Source organism: Tenebrionibacter intestinalis, from assembly GCF_016632365.1.
Taxonomy (GTDB): Bacteria; Pseudomonadota; Gammaproteobacteria; order Enterobacterales; family Enterobacteriaceae; genus Tenebrionibacter; species Tenebrionibacter intestinalis.
The window spans coordinates 45881-62712 of record NZ_JAEPBH010000005.1 but is presented as its reverse complement, the minus strand read 5'-3'; the positions used below and the strand labels follow the sequence as shown (position 1 = coordinate 62712).

Sequence of the window (16832 nt, the reverse complement as noted above, 5' to 3'; positions counted from 1 at the left end):
TTACCCGCTGCTGGTTAATTAACGTCGCCCTTCAGCAATCGCGGTGACTGCCTGCAGTTCGGCGGCTTCCTGCTCCTGCTGCTCCTGGCGCTCGCGCACGTCGAGGATCTGATTGTTGATCAGGCCTTCTTCAATTTCGCGCAGCGCAATAACGGTAGTCTTATCGTTTTCTTCCGGCACCAGCGGATCTTTGCCACCAACCTGCATCTGACGAGCGCGACGCGCAGCGACCAGCACCAGGTCAAAACGGTTACCAATTTTCTCTACAGCGTCCTGAACAGTTACGCGTGCCATAATTACAATGCCCCACAGGTGAAGAAATGACTGAGCATAATACCCGAAAGCGCCCTCAGTCTGCCAATAATTTGCTGATTAAACCGCCGTGACGCTGCTTTTGGCGTTCCATTCGCAGGCGCTCAGCGCGAATAACGGTCTTGAGGTCGCTCAGCGCTGTGTCAAAATCGTCATTAACAATAAGATAATCATATTCAGCATAGTGGCTCATTTCCGCCACGGCCTGCCTCATACGCTTAGCGATAACCTCTTCGCTGTCCTGACCGCGTCCGCGCAGGCGGCGGTCAAGCTCAGCCGTTGACGGCGGCAGAATGAAAATACTGCGCGCCTGCGGCATTTTTTGTCGGATTTGCTGAGCGCCCTGCCAGTCAATATCAAGAAAAATATCCACGCCGGTGGCCAGCACCTGTTCGATGGCTTCGCGCGACGTGCCGTAAAAGTTGCCGAAGACCTCCGCATACTCAAGGAAAGCCTCCCGGGCGATCATCGCGTTAAACTCGTTTTTATCAACAAAGTAATAATGTTCGCCGTGAACTTCGCCGGGGCGCGCCGAGCGTGTTGTATGCGAAATGGATACCTGCGTATCGTACAGCGGTTGTGTTTTCAGTAATGCCTGAATAAGGCTGGATTTACCGGCTCCGCTGGGTGCGGAAACAATATAGAGCGTGCCCTGGACCATGAATAGAGTTGCTTATGGTATATGTCATTAAAAGTTAGCCATGTCGTGCCCGACACAGCGTCGGCTGCGCTGCGGGTCCCGGTGGGATACGCGGCCAGCCAGCGCCTGGGTACAAATACGGCGGTCGGATAAGCGTTTATTATACACAGCAAAGGCAGCGGGCGTATGTCCGCAGCCCGCTTCTCTTTAGTTTCACGCGCTGTTTTCCTTCTTTTTAGCGCAATAGCCGCAAAGGCGATGGTTTACGTGAAGCGCGCTCGCACGTATGTAACGAAGCTCGAAATGCGAAGCGGCCAGCGTTATACCGGTATTTCTCACGCAACAGGAAGCTAATGGGTGGAATCGACAAATCGCCTGTTCACCACTCCCCCGGCAGCGTAGCGCCATTATACGCAGCAAAATAGCGCATTTTGCGCAACGCTAATTGCCGCAATGGCCCGCCCTGACGCAGTTTTGCATCAGCATCGCGATAGTCATCGGCCCCACGCCGCCCGGCACAGGCGTAATTGCCCCAACTATATCTTTCACGCTATCGAAATCCACATCGCCGCACAGCGTGTTATCCGCCATACGGTGAATCCCTACATCAATAACCACCGCGCCGGGCTTCACAAAATCAGCGTTAATCAAACGCGGTACACCGACGGCCGCTACCAGTATGTCCGCACGGCGGCACACCTCAGCCAGGTTACGGGTGCGGGAATGGCACTGCGTGACGGTGCCGTGCGCCTGCAACAGCAACTGCGCGACCGGCTTGCCCACAATATTGCTGCGCCCGACCACCACGCATTCCTTACCGTTAATATCCACGCCGTTGCTTTTAAGCAGCGCGATAATACCTGCCGGCGTACAGGGCAACAGGCAATCTTCGCCCAGCATCATTCGACCGATATTAATTGGGTGGAAACCGTCTACGTCTTTCGCCGGATCGATCGCACGAATCACCTCACCCTCATCTATTCCTGACGGTAGCGGTAGCTGCACCAGAATCCCGTCAACGTCCTCACGGCTGTTAAGCGTATGAACGGTGTCCAGCAGGCTGCCGCTGGTGATATCGCCTTCAAGATGAATGTGCAGCGAACGAATGCCGACTTTCTCACAGGCTTTATGTTTGTTGCGTATGTACACCGTTGAAGCCGGATCGTCACCTACCTGCACCACGGCGAGAGTTATCTGCCGCTGCTGCTGCGCCACGCTATTTTTCAGTTTCGCCATCAGGCTCGATGCAAGCGCTTTACCATCAATAAGCTGTGTCATAGCACATCCTTTTAAGTTTAAAACAGCCCGCTGATAAGACCGTTATCGTCGATATCTATACCCAGGGCTGCGGGGGTTTTTGGCAGGCCGGGCATCGTCATGATATCGCCCGCAAGCGCAACCACGAAACCTGCGCCAGCCGCAACATAAGCATCGCGAATGTGAACTGTAAAACCTTCTGGTCGCCCCAGCTTTTTCGGGTCATCGGACAGTGAATACTGGGTTTTTGCAATGCATACCGGGAACGACGCCATACCGACATCGCTAATTTTTTTAAGCGCTTTTTGCGCCGCCGGGCCAAACGTCACGCCGTCCGCACCGTATATTTCTCGGGCAATGGTGGCGATTTTGTCCTCAAGCGGCATGGCGTCCGGGTACAGCACCCGGAAATCAGAAGGCCGGTTTTCCAGCGTATTTAGCACGCTTCGGGCCAGCGCCATGCCGCCCTCGCCGCCTTTTTCCCAGACTTCAGTGAGCACAACCTCGCAACCGCGCGCGCGACAGTAATCGCTAATCAACGCCTGTTCAGCCGGCGTGTCGGTAACAAAGGCATTCAGCGTTACCACCACCGGTACGCCAAACTTCTGCAGGTTCTCAATATGTTTGCCGAGGTTAACAATGCCGCGCTCAAGCGCGGCCAGGTTCTCCACTGCCAGCTCGCTTTTTGCCGCGCCGCCGTTGTATTTTAACGCCCGCACCGTTGCCACCAGCACCACGGCATCAGGCTTCAGGCCGCTTTTACGGCATTTAATATCAAAGAATTTTTCGGCGCCAAGATCGGCGCCGAATCCGGCTTCAGTAACGACCACATCCGCCAGCTTCAGCGCGAGCCTTGTTGCGCGCACGCTGTTACAGCCATGAGCAATATTGGCAAAAGGCCCGCCGTGTACAATTGCCGGGCTGTTTTCAAGGGTTTGTACCAGGTTCGGCTTAAGCGCATCCTTAAGCAGTACCGCCAGCGCCCCGGTAGCGCCCAGATCCGCCGTGGTTACCGGGCTGCCGTCATAACGCCAGGCAACAATCATGTTACCCAGCATCCGTTTAAGGTCGGCCAAATCGCCGGCCAGGCAAAGGATAGCCATGATTTCAGAGGCAACGGAGATAACAAAGCGATCTTCACGCACGACGCCATCCGCTTTACCGCCAAGGCCAACGACAATATTGCGCAACACGCGATCGTTCATATCCAGGCAGCGCTTAATAACGATTTGCTTGCTGTCTATTCCCAGCGCATTACCCTGGTGAATATGATTATCAAGCAGCGCCGCGAGCAAATTATTTGCAGACGTAATGGCGTGAAAGTCGCCGGTGAAGTGCAAATTTAACTCCTCCATCGGCACAACCTGCGCATAGCCGCCGCCGCTGGCGCCGCCTTTAATGCCAAAACAGGGACCAAGCGACGGCTCACGCAGCGCAACCGTCGCTCTTTTTCCAAGGCGGCTTAGCGCCTGACCAAGCCCAACCGTGACGGTGGTTTTGCCTTCGCCTGCCGGCGTTGGGTTGATAGCGGTAACCAAAACCAGCTTGCCCAGCGGCGCATGCGCCAGTTTATTCCACAGCGTATCGCTTAGTTTGGCTTTGTATTTCCCGTAAAGCTCCAGGTCGTCTTCGGGTATGTCCAGCACGCGCGCAACTTCGGCAATGGGCTTCATCCGACAATCTCTGGCTATCTCAATATCTGCTTTCATTCTTGTCTCCCTGACAGGGTCATTGGCGAGGTTTGAATAGAAACAACAGGCACGCATTCGCGTGACTCAGGGTTATTTCGCATTAAATGCATTTATGCATTTGATGCAAGTAATTTCTTTCATTTTAATGATCGGCCCGACGAAGAAGCGGCAATACTTTGCAGGGAGGGAAGTTCCGGTCAACGAGACGACCGGATAAATTACGAGGAAAAATTACTGTAACGCAAAGCGCTCAATAGCGTGCGCAACGCCATCTTCCAGATTGGCGCGCGTAATAAAATCGGCCGCCTTTTTTACAGAATCAATCGCGTTGCCCATCGCTACACCGGTACCGGCGTACTCAATCATGGCGATATCGTTTTCCTGATCGCCTATCGCCATGACTTCATCTGCGCCTATGCCGAGCGCCTGCGCCAGCGAGCGCACGCCAGTGCCTTTATCCACACGTTTATCAAGGATTTCAAGAAAATAAGGCGCGCTTTTCAGCAGGGTATAACGCGCTTTAACCTCCTGTGGAATACGGGCTATCGCGTTATCCAGTATTTCCGGCTCATCAATCAGCATTACTTTAAGTAATGCGATATCGCGCGGCATATTCTCCGCCTCGCAAAACACGAGCGGAATGGTGGCAACATAGGATTCATGTACGGTGTAATAGCTGATATCGCGGTTGGCGGTATACAGTTTGTGTCTGTCAAGCGCATGGAAATGGGATCCGACCTCGCGTGACATTCGCTCCAGATAGCGATAGTCATCATAACTCAGCGTGGTTTGCACAACCGTGCCGCCGTCACTGGCTTTTTGCACCAGCGCTCCGTTATAGGTAATACAATAGTCGTCCTGTTGATCCATTTTGAGCGTCTGGAGATAACGGCGCACGCCTGCGTAAGGGCGCCCTGTCGTCAGCACAACTTTAATACCACGAGCGCGGGCTGCGGCAATAGCGGCCTGTACGGCTGGAGAGATAGTGTGGTCCGGTAGCAGCAGTGTGCCATCCATATCGAGCGCAATCAGTTTTATAGCCATAGTGTCCGGGGCTCTAATGACGTGAGTAAAGAGGTAAATTTACAACATTTTAGCGTGATTATGGTCACAGAAACAGCAGCGATGCACGTCAGGGTATTTCGGGAAGGGACATGCATTAAGGTGAGGCTAAAAAACAAAACCACCGACGTTGCGCCGGTGGTTTACAGATAATCAGGAGAACAGTTTACCTTTCAGCAGGCCTGTCGCCATGCTAAGCAGATCGCTGCCGCTGTCTGCTTTCACTTCGCCATTGGGGGACAGCTTGTCAACAATAGTTGGCAGATACTGCGCCAGCATGGAGCTGGCGGTGCCGGTATCCAGGCCAAGTTTGCCCGCCAGTTCGCTAATGGCCGGAGAACCCAACGCCGATACGATCTGCGCCGGGCTAATGCTCTGGTTAGCCATGCTGCTGCTAATCCAGGACGCCACAATGGCGCCGAGCCCTCCCTGCTGGAATTTTTCCAGAATAGCCTGGATGCCGCCCTGCTGGTTAACCCAGGTCAAAATAGCCTGAAATTTGCCCAGATCGCTGTTCTGCCCACCGCCCAACATGCCGGTTACCTGATCTAAAAGACCCATCATTTCCTCCTTTAAGAATGCCGTAATTCCCTTAATGTTATGTCAGGGAACGCGTTACATCACGCCTGTGACATACAGATAAATACGCCGCGCGATAAAACCACGCGGCGCCGTACAACAATGTGTTATTAAATATCGATATTTGCAGCCTTAAGGGCATTTTCCTCAATGAATGCGCGGCGCGGCTCTACCGCATCGCCCATCAGAGTGGTAAAAAGCTGATCGGCGGCGATAGCATCTTTCACCGTAACGCGCAGCATACGGCGGCTATCCGGATCCATTGTGGTTTCCCATAGCTGATCCGGGTTCATCTCACCCAGCCCTTTATAACGCTGAATGGACAAGCCGCGACGTGATTCCTTCACCAGCCATTCCAGCGCCTGCTCGAAAGTGGCAACCGGCTGGCGGCGTTCGCCGCGCTCAATAAAGGCGTCTTCTTCAATCAGGCCACGCAGCTTTTCACCAAGGGAGCACAGGCGATGGTATTCATTGCTCGCCACAAATTCATGATCCAGAAGATAATCTGTATCCACGCCGTGAGTACGCACGCGTACTACGGGTTCATGGATATTCTTCTCGCTGTTTTCACGAATATCATATTTCCACTGGCTGCCGTGCTGCTCTTTTTCGTTAAGCGTCGTTATCAGCGTGGAGATCCAGCACGTCACTTTCGCCTCATCAGACAGCTCGGCGTCGGTCAGGGTCGGATGATATACCAACTCGTTCAGCAGCGCGCGCGGGTAGCGGCGCTCCATCCGGTTAATCATCTTACGTACGCTATTGTGCTCAGACACCAGCTTTTCCAGCGCGTCGCCCGCAAGCGCCGGCGCGCTTGCGTTAGCGTGCAGGGTCGCGCCATCGAGAGCAATAGCGATTTGGTACTGATCCATCGCCTCGTCGTCTTTAATATACTGTTCCTGTTTGCCTTTTTTAACCTTGTACAGCGGCGGCTGCGCGATATACACATGGCCGCGCTCGACAATTTCCGGCATCTGACGGTAGAAGAAGGTCAGGAGCAGCGTACGGATGTGCGAACCATCGACGTCCGCATCGGTCATAATGATGATGCTGTGATAGCGCAGTTTGTCCGGATTATACTCATCGCGGCCAATGCCGCAGCCGAGCGCGGTAATAAGCGTCGCCACTTCCTGCGAAGAGAGCATTTTATCGAAACGCGCTTTCTCAACGTTAAGGATTTTACCCTTCAACGGCAAAATCGCCTGGTTCTTGCGATTGCGTCCCTGTTTTGCAGAGCCGCCCGCGGAGTCCCCTTCCACCAGGTACAGTTCAGAGAAGGCCGGGTCGCGCTCCTGGCAGTCCGCCAGTTTGCCCGGCAGGCCCGCCAGATCCAGCGCGCCTTTACGGCGCGTCATTTCACGCGCGCGGCGCGCGGCTTCGCGAGCGCGGGCGGCATCAATAATCTTGGTCACAACAATTTTGGCATCACCCGGGTTTTCCAACAGATACTCGGCCAGACGCTCGTTCATCTGTGATTCCACCGCTGATTTCACCTCAGAGGAAACCAGCTTATCTTTGGTCTGGGAGGAGAATTTCGGATCCGGCACTTTTACCGATACCACGGCAATAAGCCCTTCGCGGGCGTCATCGCCGGTGGCGCTAATTTTCGCTTTTTTGCTGTAGCCTTCCGCGTCCATATAGGTATTCAGGGTGCGGGTCATTGCCGCACGGAAGCCTGCAAGGTGCGTCCCGCCATCGCGCTGTGGAATATTGTTGGTAAAGCAGTAGATATTTTCCTGGAAACCATCGTTCCATTGCAGCGCTACTTCCACACCGATACCGTCTTTTTCGGTAGAAAAGTAAAAAACGCTGGGGTGAATCGGGTTCTTGTTTTTGTTGAGGTATTCAACAAATGCCTTAATGCCGCCTTCGTAATGAAAATGATCCTGCCTGTCATCACGCTTATCAATAAGGCGGATAGAAACGCCGGAATTCAGAAACGAAAGTTCGCGCAGGCGTTTAGCCAGGATGTCATATTCAAATTCAATAACATTGGTGAAGGTTTCGTGGCTCGGCCAGAAGCGCACCATTGTCCCGGTCTGCTCGGTTTCACCGGTCACGCTTAACGGCGCCTGCGGCACGCCGTGCTGGTACTCCTGCTGGTGCACTTTGCCATCGCGGCGAATCACCAGCTCAAGTTTTTGCGACAGGGCGTTAACCACAGAGACGCCCACGCCGTGCAGGCCGCCGGAAACTTTGTAGGAATTATCGTCAAACTTACCGCCCGCATGCAGTACGGTCATAATCACTTCAGCAGCAGACACGCCTTCTTCCGGATGAATGCCGGTCGGGATACCACGGCCATCGTCCTGCACCGAGACAGAATTATCGGCGTGAATCGTCACCACAATGTCTTTACAGTGGCCAGCGAGCGCTTCGTCGATAGCGTTATCCACAACCTCAAATACCATGTGGTGCAGACCGGTCCCGTCATCCGTGTCGCCGATATACATACCCGGGCGCTTACGCACCGCATCCAGCCCCTTAAGGACTTTGATACTGGAGGAGTCATAAGAATTCGACATCAACGTTTCTCGCTCATTTAGTCAAAATTAATCGGTTATTTTACCCTTTTCCACGGCGAACATCTTCGAATTTTTATCCGTCATATCCATCACGTGTTCGGCGCTAATCGCGCTAACAAAAACCTGTGACTGCGTTGCTTTTAGCCGGCTGGCCAACAGCCCGCGACGGGCATCGTCAAGTTCCGAGGCAAAATCATCAATAAGGTAAAGACAACGCCGCCCGCTCTGGCGGGTAAGGAATTCCCCCTGGGCCAGGCGCAGCGCGCACATCAGCAGTTTCAACTGCCCGCGCGACAGCGTATCCTCCACAGGCGCGCCGTCGGCGCGGATGCGAAAGTCGGCCTTATGCGGGCCATGTGCGGTATAAGTCAACATGCGGTCACGCTCAAAGCCGCGCGCCAGCACGTCAGCATAGTCGGTCTCTTTCTCCCAGCCACGCAGAAAGGAAAACGACAGCGCGAATTCCGGTAAAAACTGGGCGCAGGTGTCGGCCATATCAGCGGCAATGGCCTCACTGTATTGCGCGCGCCAGCGGCTGATTTGCTCGGCCAGCGGTACCAGTTCACGATCCCAGGCCAACAGTTGGGAGTAGCGCGAGACCTGGCGCAACGCCGCGTTGCGCTGTTTAATCAGGCGCTTAAGGTTGCTCCAGGCTACAAAGAAGCCGGGTTCGTTATGAAAGCAGCCCCAGTCGATAAACGCGCGGCGAAATTTCGGGCCGCCGTTAAGCAGCGTAAAGCCTTCCGGCGTAATAAGCTGCATTGGCATCAGCAGCGCCAGCCCGGCAATTTTATGCCCGTCGCTGCCATCGATACGCACTTTGCTGTCGCCGTGGCGGTCTTTGCTCAGACCAACCGCCGTTTCGCGCTCCTCGCCTTTAAGCCTGCCATGCAGCACAAACTCCGCCTGTTCATGGCGAATCACACGTCCAGTCTGCAGGCTTCGAAACGCGCGACCGTGGCCAAGCGTATAGATAGCCTCAAGCACGCTGGTTTTACCGCTGCCGTTAGCGCCGACAAGAAAGTTAAAGCCAGGAGAAAGCGTGAGATCCGCGTTTTCGATATTGCGAAAGTCTTTGATAATAAGACGCGTCAGAGACATGGTTATTTCCCGGGCCGTGGCATGAAAGGCGCGGCCAGCCTACGCATAACAAACCGATACAGCAAGCACAGTCCTTGTTTGAAGTGAAACACGCGCCAGACGCAACGGAGACGATCGGATGTAAAGCTAACCGGCCTTTCAACCAATCACTAAAACCCAGCCAGGCCGCTTATCGCCCGCAACCAGGCCGTCGGCGTCGCAGTTAGTCTGGTCACGGCCTGCGCGCAGCCACCGCAGCGTACTGAAGTACGTGAGGATGGCGAGCACAGCCCGGGGCCAGAATAACAAGTAAGCCAGGCCGCTTATCGCCCACAACCAGGCCGCTTAACCTATAACCTCATAGGCATGACAACATAGGCCGCAGCCTGGCTGGCCGCATCTTCTATCTGCACGCTCGACACGGAATCCGTCAGTAGAATACGCACGTTTTCGCACTTAAGCGTATTCAGCACATCCAGCACATAGCTGACGTTAAAGCCAATTTCCAGATCGGCGCCGCCATAATTCACGTCGAGGATTTCTTCCGCCTCTTCCTGCTCCGGGTTATTGGCCGTGATTTTTAGCTGATTCTCGCTTATATACAGGCGCACGCCACGAAACTTCTCGTTAGAGAGAATGGCCGCGCGGGCAAAAGCCTGCTTAAGCAGGTCGCAGCCCGCTTCCAGCGTTTTATCCGGGCTTTTCGGCAACACGCGGCGATAATCCGGAAAGCGACCGTCCACCAGCTTGGAGGTAAAGATAAAATCGCCAACGTGGGCGCGAATATTATTGCTGCCAATTTGTATGCGCAGCGGCGTATCGCCGCCGTCAAGCATACGCATAAGTTCAATAACGCCTTTACGCGGTACGATCACCGAATGGTCCGGCAAAGACTGTCCTACCGGCATAGCGCATACCGCAAGACGATGACCGTCTGTCGCAACAGTACGCAACTCTTCACCTGCGGTTTCAAAGAGCATGCCGTTGAGATAGTAACGCACGTCCTGATGCGCCATTGAGAATTGCGTGGCCTCAATCAGGCGCTTCATGGTGGCCTGAGGCAAAGTGAATTCAACCTCACTTTGCCAGTCGTCCAGGTTTGGAAAGTCTGTAGCAGGCAACGTGGAAAGCGAGAAACGGCTGCGCCCGGAACGCACCAGCATCCGGTCGCCTTCAAGCTGTAACGCGATTTCTGCGCCTTCAGGCAGGCCGCGACAAATATCAAAAAATTTGCGCGCCGGTACCGTAGTCGCACCGGGTTCATGCGGCTGCGTCAGCGTCACACGGGCAACCATTTCCATTTCAAGATCGGTTCCGGTCAGCAACAACGCGCCTTCACTTACCTGTAACAACAGATTGCCAAGTATCGGAAGCGTCGGGCGCCCACCGAGCGGGCCGCTTACCTGTTGCAGCGGCTTTAATAACTGTTCACGTTCAACGGTAAATTTCATAGCTTCACGAAGATAATGTTCTGATTAAATTGGAAAAATCTTCTTTAATGTCGTGACTTTCCTCACGCAATTGTTCAATTTTGCGACAGGCGTGCAGCACCGTAGTATGGTCGCGGCCGCCAAACGCATCGCCAATTTCCGGCAGGCTGTGGTTGGTGAGTTCTTTCGCCAGCGCCATCGCCATCTGGCGCGGGCGCGCCACCGAACGAGAGCGCCGCTTGGACAACAGATCGGCCACCTTAATCTTGTAATATTCGGCTACTGTTTTTTGAATATTGTCGATAGTAACCAGTTTTTCCTGTAGCGCCAGCAGGTCACGCAGCGCTTCACGCACAAAATCAATGGTGATGGCGCGACCGGTAAAATTGGCGTTAGCGATAACGCGATTGAGCGCCCCTTCCAGTTCACGCACGTTGGAACGCAGGCGTTTGGCGATAAAGAACGCCACTTCGCCCGGCAGACGAATATCGTTCTCATCTGCTTTTTTCATCAGGATCGCCACACGTGTTTCCAGCTCTGGCGGCTCAATCGCGACGGTTAGGCCCCAGCCAAAGCGGGATTTAAGCCTGTCTTCCACGCCGTTTATCTCTTTAGGATAACGATCTGAGGTCAAAATAATTTGCTGGTTGCCCTCAAGCAGGGCATTAAACGTGTGGAAAAACTCCTCCTGCGAACGCTCTTTATTGGCGAAGAACTGGATATCGTCAATAAGCAGCGCATCCACAGAACGGTAATAGCGCTTAAATTCTTCAATAGCATTGTTTTGCAGCGCCTTAACCATGTCCTGCACAAAGCGTTCTGAGTGCATGTAAACCACTTTAGCATTGGGCTTACGCGCCATAATGCCGTTGCCCACGGCGTGCAGCAGGTGAGTTTTACCCAGGCCCGTACCGCCGTAAAGAAATAGCGGATTGTAAGCGCCGCCGGGGTTGTCAGCCACCTGGCGCGCCGCCGCGCGCGCTAACTGGTTAGATTTACCTTCAACAAAGTTATCAAAGGTATGCTTCAGGTTAACATTGGAACGATAGGCCGGTTCCGCCGGGGCCGGAGAAGGTACGTTATCCCAGCTTAGCCGTGCGGGAATGGCGGCCGCGCGCATCACCGCCTGCGCAGGCGCCATGCTGATAGTCTCAGGCTGCCTTACCGCCTGGCTGGCTGGACGGCTGCCGACTTCAAAACGCAGCAGCGGCGCGTCGCTTCCGCAAAAATCGTTAAGCAGCCCGTTGATATTATTAAGGTATTTATCCCTGACCCAGTCGAGGACAAAACGGTTTGGCGCATACAGGGCCAGCGTGTTATCGCTCAATTCCGCCTGCAGAGGGCGTATCCACATGCTGAATTCAGTGGCGGGTAACTCATCCTGCAATCGGGCAAGGCACTGTTGCCATAGCGAAAGTGACACGGCGGACTCCACTCGACAAAGTCGATCAAAAAATGAAAATGGGTACATTCATCATGATTGTTGACACACGCCGACATAAACCCGGTTCGGGTAGCGTGCGAACCGCTATTTGCGATTTCCCCAAATCCTTCCAGTGATGGAGGATCGCGATCGGGACCGCGGATCATAGCCGAAAGCGCGCCTGAGATCTTCTGTTTCTCACAGATTATTGCCAATTTATCCACAGGGACTGCCAGCCGGGTTAAGTGTAATCGATCCTGGCCCGGCTGCGGCAGGATTTCAAACTGTATTCGCGTTTACAACAGCACGCCCGGATCGTAGTAACGCGATCTTACAGAAGATCCACAACGATCCTTGCGCCTGACGCGCTTCTCCGTATAATTCTTCACCCGGTGCGTTATGCCTTGTTTTTTACGTGCCTGCTGAACATGAAAGCATGCTAAAAGGCACCGTTATAAGGAAAGTGAATTGACTCCGGAGTGTACAATTATTACAATCCGGCCTCTTTTATCAGCCACGACTTCCGCGTGGGTTGCTCACTAACCAGCCGGGCATACGCAAAAGTCTGTGTAATTCAATAGTTTAGGTAGAAATCGCCATGAAACGCACTTTTCAACCGTCCGTACTGAAGCGCAACCGTTCTCACGGCTTCCGTGCTCGTATGGCTACAAAAAATGGTCGCCAGGTTCTGGCACGTCGTCGTGCTAAAGGCCGCGCTCGTCTGACCGTTTCTTCTAAGTAATAGCTAACCCTCTGTGGTTAAGCTCGCTTTTCCCAGGGAGTTACGTTTGTTAACTCCCGGTCATTTCACTTTTGTATTCCAGCAGCCACAACGGGCTGGCTCGCCGCAAATCACCATTCTCGGCCGCCTGAATTCGCTGGGGCATCCCCGTATCGGTCTCACCGTCGCTAAGAAAAACGTCAAACGCGCCCATGAACGCAACAGGATTAAACGCCTGGCGCGTGAAAGCTTCCGTTTACGACAGCATATGCTGCCGTCGATGGATTTTGTCGTGGTAGCGAAAAAAGGCGTGGCCGATCTCGATAACCGTGCGCTATCTGAAATACTGGAAAAGTTATGGCGTCGCCATTGTCGCCTGGCTCGCGAATCCTGATAGCCCTCATTCGGGTCTATCAGCGCCTGATTAGTCCGCTTCTCGGGCCGCACTGCCGTTTTCATCCCACCTGCTCGCAATACGGAGTTGAGGCATTGCGCAGGTTCGGTATGTTAAAAGGCAGTTGGTTGACGATAAAACGCGTATTAAAATGCCACCCTTTGAACCCTGGTGGTGACGATCCCGTCCCGCCTGGACCCATAGATACCAGAGAACACTAACGATGGATTCGCAACGCAATCTCCTTATCATCGCTTTGTTGTTCGTGTCTTTTCTGATCTGGCAAGCCTGGGAGCAGGATAAAGCCCCGCAACCACAGGCGCAGCAGACCACACAGACAACGAACAGCCAGGGTAGCGCCGCAAATCAGGGCGTGCCAGCCAGTGGCCAGGGAAAGCTAATTACGGTTAAAACAGACGTTCTGGAACTGACAATCAACACCCGCGGCGGTGACGTTGAGCAGGCGCTGCTGTTGACCTATCCGAAAACGCTTGGCAGCACAGAGCCGTTCCAGTTGCTGGAAACGACTCCGGAGTTTGTTTATCAGGCGCAAAGCGGCCTGACCGGCCGCGATGGCCCGGATAACCCGGCTAACGGCCCGCGTCCGCTGTATGACGTGGATAAAGACCGTTTCACCCTGGCCGATGGTCAGGATGCGCTGGTTATCCCGATGACCTACACCGACGCCGCAGGCAACACCTTCACAAAAACATTCACCCTTAAACGCGGTGAGTATTCAGTGAACGTGGGTTATAACGTGAAAAACGCTGGCCAGAAGCCGCTGGAGTTAAACGCATTTGGTCAGCTTAAGCAGACGATTAATCTGCCGAAACACCGCGACACCGGCAGCAACAACTTTGCGCTGCATACTTTCCGCGGCGCGGCGTATTCCACAACTGACGAAAAATACTCCAAGTATAAATTCGATAATATTGCCGATAACGATAATCTGAACGTTAATTCGCAAAACGGCTGGGTGGCGATGCTACAACAGTACTTCGCCACCGCGTGGATACCGAATGCCAGCGGCACTAATAACTTTTATACGGCAAATCTGGGCAACGGCATTGCGGCTGCGGGCTATAAATCAGCGCCGACGCTGGTTCAGCCAGGCCAGACCGGCGCGCTTTCCAGCACGCTGTGGGTCGGCCCGGAAATTCAGGACAAAATGGCGGCGGTAGCGCCGCATCTTGACCTGACCGTTGACTACGGCTGGCTGTGGTTCATCTCTCAGCCGCTGTTCAAACTGCTCAAGTGGATACACGGTTTTGTAGGCAACTGGGGTTTCGCTATCATTATCATCACCTTTATCGTGCGTGGCATTATGTACCCGCTAACCAAAGCGCAGTACACTTCCATGGCGAAAATGCGAATGCTGCAGCCGAAAATTCAGGCCATGCGTGAACGCCTGGGCGATGACAAACAGCGTATCAGCCAGGAAATGATGGCGTTGTACAAGTCTGAGAAGGTCAACCCGCTGGGCGGCTGCTTTCCGCTAATAATCCAGATGCCTATCTTCCTGGCGCTGTATTATATGCTGATGGGCTCCGTTGAGCTGCGCCACGCGCCATTCGCGCTGTGGATCCACGACCTGTCCGCACAGGACCCATATTATATTCTGCCGATACTGATGGGCGTGACAATGTACTTCATTCAGAAGATGTCGCCGACCACGGTAACCGACCCGATGCAGCAGAAGATAATGACTTTTATGCCGGTAATCTTCACGGTGTTCTTCCTGTGGTTCCCGTCAGGTCTGGTGCTGTATTATATCGTCAGTAACCTGGTGACCATTTTGCAGCAGCAGCTCATTTATCGCGGCCTGGAAAAACGCGGCCTGCATAGCCGTGAGAAAAAATCCTGACGGCGACGGCTGAGCAACAGGCGGCCATATGACCGCCTGCGGCTGTTGATAAAAGCCGGACCGACGATTGAGATCCGAATTAACGGAAAAATCAACGGGTTGGTTTTTCTGTTAAACACAAAGAGGGTAACCCCCGGTTTTCCCCTCCTTGTCATTAAACTGAGGCGGTCGCTTGACCGCCTTTTTTATTGCCAGGAATGCGCGCTACAGTTAGCCGATACACGCCGTTGTCAGGCTGGCATAACCGGTATGGTTAGAAGCTCTGAGCGCCTTTTTTACAAAACACAACCGAGAATAGTTATGAGCCATAGCGAGACTATCATCGCCCAGGCCACGCCCCCCGGGCGCGGCGGTGTGGGCATCCTGCGTATTTCCGGCAGCCGGGCGCGTGAGGTCGCGCAGGCGGTGCTTGGTAAACTCCCCAAACCGCGCTACGCCGAATATCTCACCTTCTGCGACGCCAGCGGCAGTACGCTTGATCGGGGCATCGCGCTCTGGTTTCCCGGCCCTAACTCTTTTACCGGCGAAGACGTGCTGGAACTCCAGGGTCACGGCGGGCCGGTTATCCTTGATATGCTGCTAAGAAGTATTCTGACTCTACCTGACGTGCGTATCGCTCGCCCTGGCGAGTTTTCTGAACGTGCTTTCCTTAACGACAAGCTGGACCTCACGCAGGCAGAAGCCGTTGCCGACCTGATTGACGCCAGTTCAGAACAGGCGGCGCGCTCGGCTATGAATTCGCTCCAGGGCGTATTTTCTGACCGCGTAAATACGCTTGTGGAAGCGCTTACTCACCTGCGCATCTTTGTGGAAGCGGCCATCGACTTCCCGGATGAAGAAATTGATTTTCTGTCTGACGGAAAAATTGAAGCCCAGCTCAACGCTGTCATTGGCGAACTTGATACTGTACGCGCCGAAGCACGCCAGGGCAGTTTGCTGCGCGAGGGGATGAAAGTGGTTATCGCCGGGCGCCCCAACGCCGGTAAATCCAGCCTGCTTAACGCGCTGGCCGGGCGCGACGCCGCTATTGTCACGGATATTGCAGGCACCACGCGCGATGTGCTGCGCGAACAGGTACATATTGACGGGATGCCGCTGCATATTATTGATACCGCAGGGCTGCGTGCAGCCAGCGATGAAGTTGAGCGCATCGGTATCGAGCGCGCCTGGCAGGAGATCGAACAGGCCGATCGCGTACTGTTTATGGTTGATGGCACCACCACAGACGCCACCGATCCGGCGCAGATTTGGCCCGATTTTATAGCGCGCCTGCCTGCGCGTCTGCCGGTCACCATTGTACGCAACAAAACCGATATTACCGGCGAAACACCGGGCCTTAGCAAAGTGAACGCTCACACACTTATTCGCCTTTCAGCACGCAGCGGGGAAGGCATTAATGCGCTGCGCGAGCATCTGAAAAGCTGTATGGGTTTTGATACCAGTATGGAAGGCGGCTTCCTCGCCCGCCGCCGCCATTTACAGGCGCTGGAGCAGGCTGCTCTGCATCTTCAGCAGGGTAAAGAACAACTGCTTGGCGCCCGCGCCGGCGAACTACTGGCCGAAGAGTTACGCCTGGCGCAACAGTACTTAAGTGAAATTACCGGCGCATTTACTTCAGACGACCTTCTGGGCCGTATTTTCTCCAGCTTCTGTATTGGAAAGTAATGCGTCTGGAAAAGCGCTGGCGTCAAAAAAAAGTAACAAAAACAATTTGTAAGTGAGATAACGTGGCTGTGTTATGCCCAGGCAGATGCTGGCGTTCCTGGCGGCTGAACTAAGAAATGCCGGCGGGCGGGTAGGTCTAATATTTATCGCGTTGTTAACCAGGGCTGCTGGCGAGCAGGATAAATGACA

The 16832-nt window shown here is 54.0% G+C and carries 16 protein-coding genes; 5 read left to right on the top strand and 11 right to left on the bottom strand.

Annotation, left to right across the window (positions count from 1 at the left end; genetic code table 11):
• Window positions 1-18: 18 nt before the first annotated feature.
• The 11 genes from rpoZ to dnaA all read right to left on the bottom strand — a co-directional run bounded on the left by rpoZ (window position 19) and on the right by dnaA (window position 11999).
• Window positions 19-294, bottom strand: a complete 276-nt coding sequence (gene rpoZ, locus JJB97_RS03105) for a DNA-directed RNA polymerase subunit omega (RefSeq protein ID WP_000135058.1) — start codon at window positions 292-294, stop codon at window positions 19-21.
• Between the two features lie 55 nt (window positions 295-349).
• Window positions 350-973: a guanylate kinase gene (gene gmk, locus JJB97_RS03100; RefSeq protein ID WP_238712342.1), complete on the bottom strand. Its 624-nt coding sequence runs from the start codon at window positions 971-973 to the stop codon at window positions 350-352.
• Window positions 974-1393: 420 nt separating this feature from the next.
• Entirely contained in the window at window positions 1394-2230 is an 837-nt protein-coding gene (folD, locus tag JJB97_RS03095; RefSeq protein WP_238712341.1) for a bifunctional methylenetetrahydrofolate dehydrogenase/methenyltetrahydrofolate cyclohydrolase FolD, read from the bottom strand.
• Window positions 2231-2247: 17 nt separating this feature from the next.
• Window positions 2248-3918 (bottom strand): formate--tetrahydrofolate ligase, encoded by a 1671-nt coding sequence (locus tag JJB97_RS03090; RefSeq protein ID WP_238712340.1) that lies wholly within the window; start codon window positions 3916-3918, stop codon window positions 2248-2250.
• A 213-nt stretch (window positions 3919-4131) separates the two neighbouring features.
• Window positions 4132-4944, bottom strand: a complete 813-nt coding sequence (gene yidA / locus JJB97_RS03085) for a sugar-phosphatase (protein ID WP_238712339.1) — start codon at window positions 4942-4944, stop codon at window positions 4132-4134.
• Between the two features lie 171 nt (window positions 4945-5115).
• Window positions 5116-5523 carry a YidB family protein gene (locus JJB97_RS03080; protein ID WP_238712382.1) on the bottom strand — a complete coding sequence of 136 codons (408 nt, stop codon included), beginning with the start codon at window positions 5521-5523 and terminating at the stop codon, window positions 5116-5118.
• Window positions 5524-5651: 128 nt separating this feature from the next.
• The gene (gyrB, locus tag JJB97_RS03075) at window positions 5652-8066 is read right to left on the bottom strand and encodes a DNA topoisomerase (ATP-hydrolyzing) subunit B (RefSeq protein WP_238712338.1); all 2415 of its coding nucleotides are present in this window, start codon (window positions 8064-8066) and stop codon (window positions 5652-5654) included.
• 27 nt (window positions 8067-8093) lie between these two features.
• Window positions 8094-9167, bottom strand: coding sequence for a DNA replication/repair protein RecF (gene recF / locus JJB97_RS03070; RefSeq protein WP_238712337.1), 1074 nt, complete (start codon window positions 9165-9167; stop codon window positions 8094-8096).
• A 138-nt stretch (window positions 9168-9305) separates the two neighbouring features.
• Window positions 9306-9434: a hypothetical protein gene (locus tag JJB97_RS18515; RefSeq protein ID WP_263457844.1), complete on the bottom strand. Its 129-nt coding sequence runs from the start codon at window positions 9432-9434 to the stop codon at window positions 9306-9308.
• Between the two features lie 62 nt (window positions 9435-9496).
• The gene (gene dnaN, locus JJB97_RS03065) at window positions 9497-10597 is read right to left on the bottom strand and encodes a DNA polymerase III subunit beta (protein ID WP_238712336.1); all 1101 of its coding nucleotides are present in this window, start codon (window positions 10595-10597) and stop codon (window positions 9497-9499) included.
• Window positions 10598-10601: 4 nt separating this feature from the next.
• On the bottom strand, window positions 10602-11999 hold the full coding sequence (dnaA, locus tag JJB97_RS03060; RefSeq protein ID WP_238712335.1) for a chromosomal replication initiator protein DnaA: 1398 nt from the start codon (window positions 11997-11999) through the stop codon (window positions 10602-10604).
• A 598-nt stretch (window positions 12000-12597) separates the two neighbouring features.
• Here dnaA and rpmH point away from each other — a divergent pair.
• The 5 genes from rpmH to mnmE all read left to right on the top strand — a co-directional run bounded on the left by rpmH (window position 12598) and on the right by mnmE (window position 16643).
• Window positions 12598-12741: a 50S ribosomal protein L34 gene (gene rpmH / locus JJB97_RS03055; RefSeq protein ID WP_004906236.1), complete on the top strand. Its 144-nt coding sequence runs from the start codon at window positions 12598-12600 to the stop codon at window positions 12739-12741.
• A gap of 13 nt (window positions 12742-12754) precedes the next feature.
• Window positions 12755-13114, top strand: coding sequence for a ribonuclease P protein component (gene rnpA, locus JJB97_RS03050; RefSeq protein WP_238712334.1), 360 nt, complete (start codon window positions 12755-12757; stop codon window positions 13112-13114).
• Window positions 13078-13335, top strand: coding sequence for a membrane protein insertion efficiency factor YidD (gene yidD / locus JJB97_RS03045; RefSeq protein WP_238712333.1), 258 nt, complete (start codon window positions 13078-13080; stop codon window positions 13333-13335). The genes rnpA and yidD overlap by 37 nt, the downstream gene beginning before the upstream one ends.
• A 2-nt stretch (window positions 13336-13337) precedes the next feature.
• On the top strand, window positions 13338-14978 hold the full coding sequence (gene yidC, locus JJB97_RS03040; protein WP_238712332.1) for a membrane protein insertase YidC: 1641 nt from the start codon (window positions 13338-13340) through the stop codon (window positions 14976-14978).
• Between the two features lie 300 nt (window positions 14979-15278).
• Entirely contained in the window at window positions 15279-16643 is a 1365-nt protein-coding gene (gene mnmE, locus JJB97_RS03035; protein ID WP_238712331.1) for a tRNA uridine-5-carboxymethylaminomethyl(34) synthesis GTPase MnmE, read from the top strand.
• Window positions 16644-16832: the final 189 nt, after the last annotated feature.

Coding starts and splice junctions, on each gene's coding strand:
- mnmE (WP_238712331.1), top strand. CDS start 15,279: ATGAGCCATAGCGAGACTATCATCGCCCAGGCCACGCCCCCCGGGCGC.
- gyrB (WP_238712338.1), bottom strand. CDS start 8,066: ATGTCGAATTCTTATGACTCCTCCAGTATCAAAGTCCTTAAGGGGCTG.
- recF (WP_238712337.1), bottom strand. CDS start 9,167: ATGTCTCTGACGCGTCTTATTATCAAAGACTTTCGCAATATCGAAAAC.
- gmk (WP_238712342.1), bottom strand. CDS start 973: ATGGTCCAGGGCACGCTCTATATTGTTTCCGCACCCAGCGGAGCCGGT.
- rpoZ (WP_000135058.1), bottom strand. CDS start 294: ATGGCACGCGTAACTGTTCAGGACGCTGTAGAGAAAATTGGTAACCGT.
- yidC (WP_238712332.1), top strand. CDS start 13,338: ATGGATTCGCAACGCAATCTCCTTATCATCGCTTTGTTGTTCGTGTCT.
- JJB97_RS03090 (WP_238712340.1), bottom strand. CDS start 3,918: ATGAAAGCAGATATTGAGATAGCCAGAGATTGTCGGATGAAGCCCATT.
- JJB97_RS03080 (WP_238712382.1), bottom strand. CDS start 5,523: ATGGGTCTTTTAGATCAGGTAACCGGCATGTTGGGCGGTGGGCAGAAC.
- dnaN (WP_238712336.1), bottom strand. CDS start 10,597: ATGAAATTTACCGTTGAACGTGAACAGTTATTAAAGCCGCTGCAACAG.
- folD (WP_238712341.1), bottom strand. CDS start 2,230: ATGACACAGCTTATTGATGGTAAAGCGCTTGCATCGAGCCTGATGGCG.
- rpmH (WP_004906236.1), top strand. CDS start 12,598: ATGAAACGCACTTTTCAACCGTCCGTACTGAAGCGCAACCGTTCTCAC.
- yidD (WP_238712333.1), top strand. CDS start 13,078: ATGGCGTCGCCATTGTCGCCTGGCTCGCGAATCCTGATAGCCCTCATT.
- yidA (WP_238712339.1), bottom strand. CDS start 4,944: ATGGCTATAAAACTGATTGCGCTCGATATGGATGGCACACTGCTGCTA.